Source organism: Streptomyces sp. 13-12-16, assembly GCF_002114215.1.
GTDB lineage: Bacteria > Actinomycetota > Actinomycetes > Streptomycetales > Streptomycetaceae > Streptomyces.
Genome location: NZ_NCTE01000621.1, coordinates 1 through 7300, shown reverse-complemented (window position 1 = coordinate 7300; position 7300 = coordinate 1). Strand labels below are relative to the sequence as shown.

4 protein-coding genes and 1 pseudogene are annotated in these 7300 nt (G+C 72.1%); 1 reads left to right on the top strand and 4 read right to left on the bottom strand.

Features of this window, described 5'->3' with window-relative positions; all coding sequences use genetic code 11:
- Positions 1-18 precede the first annotated feature (18 nt).
- The 4 genes from B7767_RS24440 to leuS form a co-directional block, all read right to left on the bottom strand.
- Positions 19-1221, bottom strand: coding sequence for a ComEA family DNA-binding protein (locus tag B7767_RS24440; protein WP_179167266.1), 1203 nt, complete (start codon positions 1219-1221; stop codon positions 19-21).
- A 106-nt stretch (positions 1222-1327) separates the two neighbouring features.
- The gene (locus B7767_RS24435) at positions 1328-2173 is read right to left on the bottom strand and encodes a DegV family protein (protein ID WP_085574091.1); all 846 of its coding nucleotides are present in this window, start codon (positions 2171-2173) and stop codon (positions 1328-1330) included.
- A gap of 83 nt (positions 2174-2256) precedes the next feature.
- Positions 2257-2955 (bottom strand): hypothetical protein, encoded by a 699-nt coding sequence (locus B7767_RS24430; protein ID WP_085574090.1) that lies wholly within the window; start codon positions 2953-2955, stop codon positions 2257-2259.
- Between the two features lie 186 nt (positions 2956-3141).
- Complete coding sequence (gene leuS / locus B7767_RS24425; protein WP_085574089.1) at positions 3142-6009, bottom strand: leucine--tRNA ligase; 2868 nt, start codon at positions 6007-6009, stop codon at positions 3142-3144.
- Positions 6010-6491: 482 nt separating this feature from the next.
- On the opposite strand from leuS, the pseudogene B7767_RS24420 reads away from it, so the two are divergent.
- Positions 6492-7300, top strand: a pseudogene (locus tag B7767_RS24420) (cytochrome b/b6 domain-containing protein); the annotation flags it as partial.

The following is a 7300-nucleotide window of genomic DNA, read 5'->3' as shown; positions in this document are numbered from 1 at the left end:
TGTCCGTCGTCTCCGTCCTCATGGCCGTACGAGGTTCCGCAGCTCCGCGAAACGGCGGTCGCCGATGCCGTTCACCTCGCGGAGTTCGTCCACCGAGCGGAAGCCGCCGTTCCGGGTGCGGTAGTCGACGATGTGCTGGGCGAGCACGGGGCCGACCCCGGGCAGGGTGTCGAGCTGGTCCGGGGTGGCGGTGTTGAGGGACACCGGTGCGGTGGGGCCGGTTCCCGCCGTTCCCGCCGTACCGGGAGTGCCGCCGGGGGCCGCTCCGGCCGGTGCCGGGCCCCCTACGACCACCTGCTCGCCGTCGACGAGGAAACGGGCGCGGTTCAGGGTGTCGGTCCTGGTGCCGGGCCGTACTCCGCCGGCTGCCCGCAGCGCGTCCTCGACGCGTGAACCGGCGGGCAGGCGGTGGATTCCCGGGTCGCGCACCTTGCCGCTGACGTCGACCACGATCCCGGGCGCCGCCGGGCCCGAGCCGCCGGGCTTCACCACGGCGTCCGGCGCGGCCTCTCCCTTCGGCGCGCCCTTGACGTGCTCTCCGTGCGGAACCGCCGCCGCCCGCACCACCTCCGGTGCCCGTACCGGCTGGGTCCGCCCGGTCCAGAAGTGCTGTACGGCGAACCCCACGGCGACCACGAGCAGCACCGACAGCGCGACCACGCTCCGCCGCTCCATCCCGCACCGCGTCTGCGCCCACAACGGCAGACGCTCCCGCAGCGCGAGCCCGGCCCTCTCCCGCCGCCGCCCCCGCTCGGACCCTCCGCCGGGTTCCTCCGGGCCCGCGACCTCACCCTCTTCGTCCACCTCGGCCGCACCCCCACCGGGCCCCGCCACGCGGGGATCCGCAGCCACCACCCGCCCTCGCGCCGTCGGCCGCTCCACAGCCGCCGGCCGGTTCACAGCCACCGGCCGGTTCACGGCCACCGGCCGGTTCACGGCCACCGGCCGGTTCACTGCCGCCGAAGAGCCGGCCCGCCTGATGCGGCGGGTGCCGGTCAGGGCCCAGGCCGGTGGTCGCCTGGTGTGCGCGGAGTGGTCGTCGCCGTCGAACAGTGACTCCGCACGGCGGCGGAGTTCCTCCGCCGCCGCTCGGTGGTCCCGGCGCGTGGCCCGGCCGCGGGATCCGGTCGGCCTGCGGTGGCGGGCACGGCCGTCGGAGGCGGGTGGGCGGCCCGGACCGCTGGTCGCCGTCGCTGTGCGTGAGCGTGATCGAAGTGCCATGCCAGGAGAATCCGGCACATCGGCCCACTCGCGATGATCTTGCCCGTTTTCCGGGGACTACCGCCCGGTTGTGGACAACTCCGTCACCCGTACCGGTGCACCGGCCTCACCGGGCCGAGACCACGACCCCCAGCAGTCCGGGCCCCGTGTGCGCCCCGATCACCGCGCCCACCTCGCTGACGTGCAGGTCGGCCAGTCCCGGCAGCCGGGTCCGCAGCCGGTCGGCGAGGGCCGACGCGCGCTCCTGCGCCGCGAGATGGTGGACGGCGACGTCGACCTCCGCCCCGCCCGCCCGTTCGGCCGCGATCTCCTCCAGGCGGGCGATCGCCTTCGACGCCGTACGCACCTTCTCCAGCGGTTCGATACGGCCGCCCGCCAGCTGCAGCAGCGGCTTGACCGCGAGGGCCGAGCCCAGCAGGGCCTGCGCGGCGCCGATCCGGCCGCCCCGGCGCAGATAGTCGAGCGTGTCGACGTAGAAGTAGGCGGACGTGTCCGCCGCCCGCTTCTCCGCGGCCGTGACCGCCTCGTCCACCGTGCCGCCCGCCTCCGCGGTCTCCGCCGCCGTCAGCGCGCAGAACCCGAGCGCCATCGCGATCATGCCGGTGTCCACCACCCGTACCGGCACGGGCGCCTCGCGGGCGGCGACGACCGCCGCGTCGTAGGTGCCGGAGAGCTCGGCGGAGAGGTGGAGGGAGACGATGCCGGTGGCGCCGGACCCGGCGACCCTGCGGTAGGTCTCGGCGAACACCTCGGGGCCGGGCCGTGAGGTCGTGACCGGGCGCCGCTTCTGCAAAGCCTGGGCGAGGGAGCGGGTGGAGATCTCGGTGCCCTCTTCGAGCGCGCGGTCGCCGAGGACCACGGTCAGGGGTACCGCCGTGATGCGGTGCCGCTCCATCGTCCGGGCCGGCAGGTAGGCCGTTGAATCGGTGACGATCGCGACATGGCGGGACATGAGCTGGAGGTTACCTGCCGTGGTGCCCGTGCGGCAGCCCGGCCTCGCGGGGCGGGTTCGACGGTGGCCGGATCAGGTGGTGCTCACGTGGTGCTCTCGGGGCGGGGCTTCTTCTGCCAGGGGTAGGTGGGACGCGGTGCCGGCGGGGTGATGGCGGGCCGCTGCTTCTGTTCCTTCGCCCGGGCGGCGTCGGCGGCGGGGGCCTCGGGCCAGGGCGGGGGCGCCGGGTGCTGCTCCGTGGTGGTCCAGTGGCGCAGTGCCCCGGCCTCCATGTCGATCTGCTCGCTCAGCGAGTCCAGGTCGTCGGAGGCGAAACGGCCGGCGCGGTCGCGGGCCGCCCAGCGCAGGGAGTCCGCGGAACCCGTGATGCGCTCGGTGCGCTCGCGCAGCTCGGGCAGCCGGGCGGCGAGGGTGGTGCGGTCCGGTTCGGACTCCAGGCGCCTGAGTTCGCCGTCCAGTTCGTGACCGTGCGCGCTGAGCCGCTGGAAGAGGCCGAGGGACTCCTTGAGGGACTCGTCCTCGGCGACGGCGGCCTCCAGCGCCTCCTGGGTGGCCCGCATGGAGGTGCGCAGCCCCAGCCGGAGCTGGGCGATCTCGCCGGCCGGGCCGGGCTGCGCGAAGGCCTTGGCCCGCAGGGTGTGGTCCTCGACCGTGCGGCGGGCCTGGGTGATGTGGCGGTCCGCGCTGCGCTTGGCGGCGCCGACGACCTTCACCGTGGCGTAGGCGCCGAGCACGACGAAGAGCACGACGAGCAGGGCCACCACTGCGAACACCGCTTCCACGAAGCTCCTCCTCCGGACCCCTCTGGCCTGTCCCGGCGCACTTCGCGCCGCTCTTCAACGGTAAACGCAGCGGGCAGGCCCGGAGTTCCTGAAGAACCCCGAACCTGCCCGTAGGGGACCACCCGGACCACCGGGTGCCCCGAAGTCCGCCCGGCGAACCGTGCCGGACGGGCCCTGCCGCTCACGTCACGCCGGGACGATGTTCACCAGCTTCGGCGCCCGGACGATCACCTTGCGGATCCCGGCGCCGTCCAGCGCCGCGACGACCCGCTCGTCGGCCAGCGCGACCTTCTCCAGCTCGTCCTCGGCGATGCCCGGGGGCACCTCCAGCCGCGCCTTGACCTTGCCCTTGATCTGCACGACACAGGTGACGGTCTCGTCGACCACGTACGCCGGGTCGGCCACCGGGAAGTCCCGGTGCACCACCGAGTCCGTGTGCCCCAGCTTGCGCCACAGCTCCTCGGCGATGTGCGGGGCCAGCGGGGCGACCAGCAGCACCAGGGGCTCCGCGACGGAGCGCGGCAGCGCGCCCCCCCGCTTGGTCAGGTGGTTGTTCAGCTCGGTGACCTTGGCGATGGCGGTGTTGAAGCGCATGCCCTCCAGGTCGCCGCGCACGCCGTCGATCGCCTTGTGCAGGGCGCGCAGGGTGTCCTCGTCGACGTCGTCGGTGTCGACGACGGTGACCTCACCGCTCGCCTCGTCGACGATGTTGCGCCACAGCCGCTGCAGCAGCCGGAACTGGCCGACCACCGCGCGGGTGTCCCACGGCCGGGAGACGTCCAGCGGGCCCATGGCCATCTCGTACAGGCGCAGCGTGTCGGCCCCGTACTCGGCGCAGATCTCGTCCGGGGTGACGGCGTTCTTCAGGGACTTGCCCATCTTGCCCAGCAGCCGGGAGACCCTTTCGCCCTGGTACCAGTAGCCGCCGTCGTGCTCCTCCACCTCGGCGGCCGGTACGGCGATGCCCCGGCTGTCGCGGTAGACGTAGGCCTGGATCATGCCCTGGTTGAACAGCTTGTGGAACGGCTCCGCGGACGACACGTGCCCCAGGTCGTACAGCACCTTGGACCAGAAGCGGGCGTACAGCAGGTGCAGCACGGCGTGTTCGGCGCCGCCGACGTACAGGTCGACGCCGCCGTGCGGCATGCCCTCGCGCGGGCCCATCCAGTACTGCTCGATGGCCGGGTCGACCAGCTTCCCGTCGTTGTGCGGGTCCAGGTAGCGCAGCTCGTACCAGCAGGAACCGGCCCAGTTGGGCATGGTGTTGGTCTCGCGGCGGTACTTCTTCGGCCCGTCGCCCAGGTCCAGGGTGACGTTGACCCAGTCCTCGTTGCGCGACAGCGGCGTCTCGGGCCGGGTGTCGGCGTCGTCCGGGTCGAAGGTGCGCGGGCTGTAGTCGTCGACCTCGGGCAGCTCCAGCGGCAGCATCGACTCGGGCAGGGCGTGGGCGACGCCGTCCTCGTCGTAGACGATCGGGAAGGGCTCGCCCCAGTAGCGCTGCCGGCTGAACAGCCAGTCGCGCAGGCGGAAGTTGACGGTGCCCTCGCCGTGGCCCGACCGCTCCAGCCACTCGATGATGCGCGCCTTGGCCTCGGTGACGCCCAGGCCGTCCAGGGAGACCTCGTCGTTCGACGAGTCGATGATCTTCGCGTCGTACGAGGAGAAGGCGTTCTCCCACGTGGAGGTGTCCGTGCCGCGGCCGTCGGTCGGCTCGACGATGCAGCGGACGGGCAGCTCGAAGGCGCGCGCGAACTCGAAGTCGCGCTGGTCGCCCGCCGGGACGGCCATGATCGCGCCGGTGCCGTAGCCCATCAGGACGTAGTCGGCGATGAAGACGGGGACCCGCTCGCCGTTGACCGGGTTGGTGGCGTACGCGCCGATGAAGACGCCGGTCTTGTCCTTGGCCTCGGCCTGCCGCTCGACGTCGGACTTGGAGGCGGCCTGCGCGCGGTAGGCGGCGACGGCCTCCGCGGGCGTGGCGTGCCCGCCGGTCCACACCTCGTGGGTGCCCTCGGGCCACTCCTGGGGCGTGAACTTCTCGACCAGCGGGTGCTCGGGCGCCAGCACCATGTAGGTCGCGCCGAACAGGGTGTCGGGGCGGGTGGTGAAGACGGTGATGTTCTCGCCGTCGATCGGGAAGCCGACGCGGGCGCCCTCGGAGCGGCCGATCCAGTTGCGCTGCTGCAGCTTGATGGCCTCGGGCCAGTCCAGGGCGTCCAGGTCGTTCAGCAGGCGGTCGGCGTAGGCCGTGATCCGCATGTTCCACTGGCGCAGCTTGGCCTTGAAGACGGGGAAGTTGCCGCGCTCGGAGCGTCCCTCGGCGGTGACCTCCTCGTTGGCCAGCACGGTGCCCAGGCCGGGGCACCAGTTGACCGGCGCGTCGGAGGCGTAGGCCAGGCGGTACTCGCCCAGGACGTCGGCGCGCTCGGCCTCGGTCAGCTCGCTCCAGGAGCGGTCGCCGGGGACGGCGCGCTCACCGGACTCGAACAGCTCGACCAGTTCCGAGATCGGGCGGGCCCGCTTCGCCTCGTCGTCGTACCAGGAGTTGAAGATCTGCAGGAAGATCCACTGGGTCCACTTGTAGTAGTCCGGGTCGATCGTGGCGAACGAGCGGCGCTTGTCGTGGCCCAGGCCCAGCCGGCGCAGCTGGGACTTCATGTTCTCCATGTTGGCCTCGGTCGACACGCGCGGGTGCGTGCCGGTCTGCACCGCGTACTGCTCGGCGGGCAGGCCGAAGGCGTCGAAGCCCAGGGTGTGCAGGACGTTGTGCCCGGTCATGCGCTGGAAGCGGGCGAAGACGTCGGTGGCGATGTAGCCCAGCGGGTGTCCGACGTGCAGGCCCGCACCGGAGGGGTACGGGAACATGTCCATGATGAACTTCTTGGGCCTGGCGGCCGTCTCCGGGTCGCCCGACAGGTCGCCGCTCGGGTTGGGCGCGGCGTAGGTGCCGTCGGCGTCCCAGAAGTCCTGCCAGCGTGCCTCGATCTCGGCCGCCAGGGCGGCCGTGTAGCGGTGCGGCGCGGCCTCCGCGGCTGCGGGGTTCGTCTCGCTCATGATCCTCAATGCTCCATCGATCGTCTCTGCCTGCTGCTGCGAACTTCCCGGAAATGAAAAATCCCCTCGCACAGGAGGGGACGCCGCGCCGATTCCGACCTGCCGGTCACCGGCGGTCGGGACTGATCAGCGCGGCCCGCTAAGCAGAAGGCGTACGGCACGCATGGCACCAGGGTACCGCAGCCGCCGATCCGGCCGCGACGCGCTTCCACGACACGTTGACCCGAGGTCAAACATTACTTCGCGTAACGACCGCTAAGGGACATCACAACGGCCTCATTGTCTTTTGATAACAGCGCAATAACTCAAACCTCGTACTCATCGGTATGACGACCCTTAGAGTTCGGCAGCGGGACCGCTTTACCGAACCTTCGGAGTCGCCCCATGAACCCTCGTCCAGACAGCAGCCCACCCCCCGCTCGGGGCCGGTCGGCTGCGGCTCCGTCGTGCCCGCTCCGCGTCGCGGCGCCGGGGGGCAGGTCATGAGGCCGGACGACAGCACGGCGGACGACTGGCTCGTCGAGTTCCTCAACTTCGGTGTGGGCGTCCTGTCCCTGGTCTGCCTGAGCTGCTCGGTGATCTGGGGACTCGTCGCCCAGGACCGCATCCTGCTCGGCCCCCGGCAGCGGATCCTGGCGCAGGCGGTGCACCGGACGACCGCGGTCGCCTCGATCGCCTTCCTCCTGGTGCACATCGGCATCAAGCTGATCCAGGAGCACACCACGTGGATCGCCGCGGTGATCCCCTTCGGACTGCTCCTCACCGACGACGAGGTCGTCACCGGCAGGGCCTTCCTCATCGGGCTCGGCACCCTCGCCGGCCTGCTGATGATCTTCGTGGGCATCACCGGCGTGCTGCGCAACCGCTTCGCCTCCCCGGCACCGGTCGCGGCCCGCTGGCGGGCGATGCACATGCTGGCCTATCCGGCCTGGTGCGCCGCGCTGGTGCACGGCCTCTACGCGGGTCGAGCGGCGAAGCCGATCTTCATGATCCTCTACGGGCTGTCCGTGGTCGGCGTCATGGCGGCCCTCGCCGTGCGCGCCTCCCCGCCCCGCGTGAAGCGCAGAATCTCCGACCGGATCACCGCGCTGCTCGGCGCCGCCGACCAGCAGCGGAACCGTGAGGAGCAGTTGGAGGAGAGCAGGTCCCGGGCGGCCGGGTCCGCCCTGCCGGGATACGGCGGCGGGCGTGACTCCGCGCGGGGCGACGGGCGTCCGCGCGGGGACGGCGACCGGTGGAGCGAGGGCCCGCGCGACGGGCGCCCGCTGTACGAGACCGCCGAGCGCGCGCC

What these genes read in the sequence shown, in the direction of transcription:
- B7767_RS24435 (WP_085574091.1), bottom strand. Translation starts at nt 2,173, where the DNA reads ATGTCCCGCCATGTCGCGATCGTCACCGATTCAACGGCCTACCTGCCG.
- leuS (WP_085574089.1), bottom strand. Translation starts at nt 6,009, where the DNA reads ATGAGCGAGACGAACCCCGCAGCCGCGGAGGCCGCGCCGCACCGCTAC.
- B7767_RS24440 (WP_179167266.1), bottom strand. Translation starts at nt 1,221, where the DNA reads ATGGCACTTCGATCACGCTCACGCACAGCGACGGCGACCAGCGGTCCG.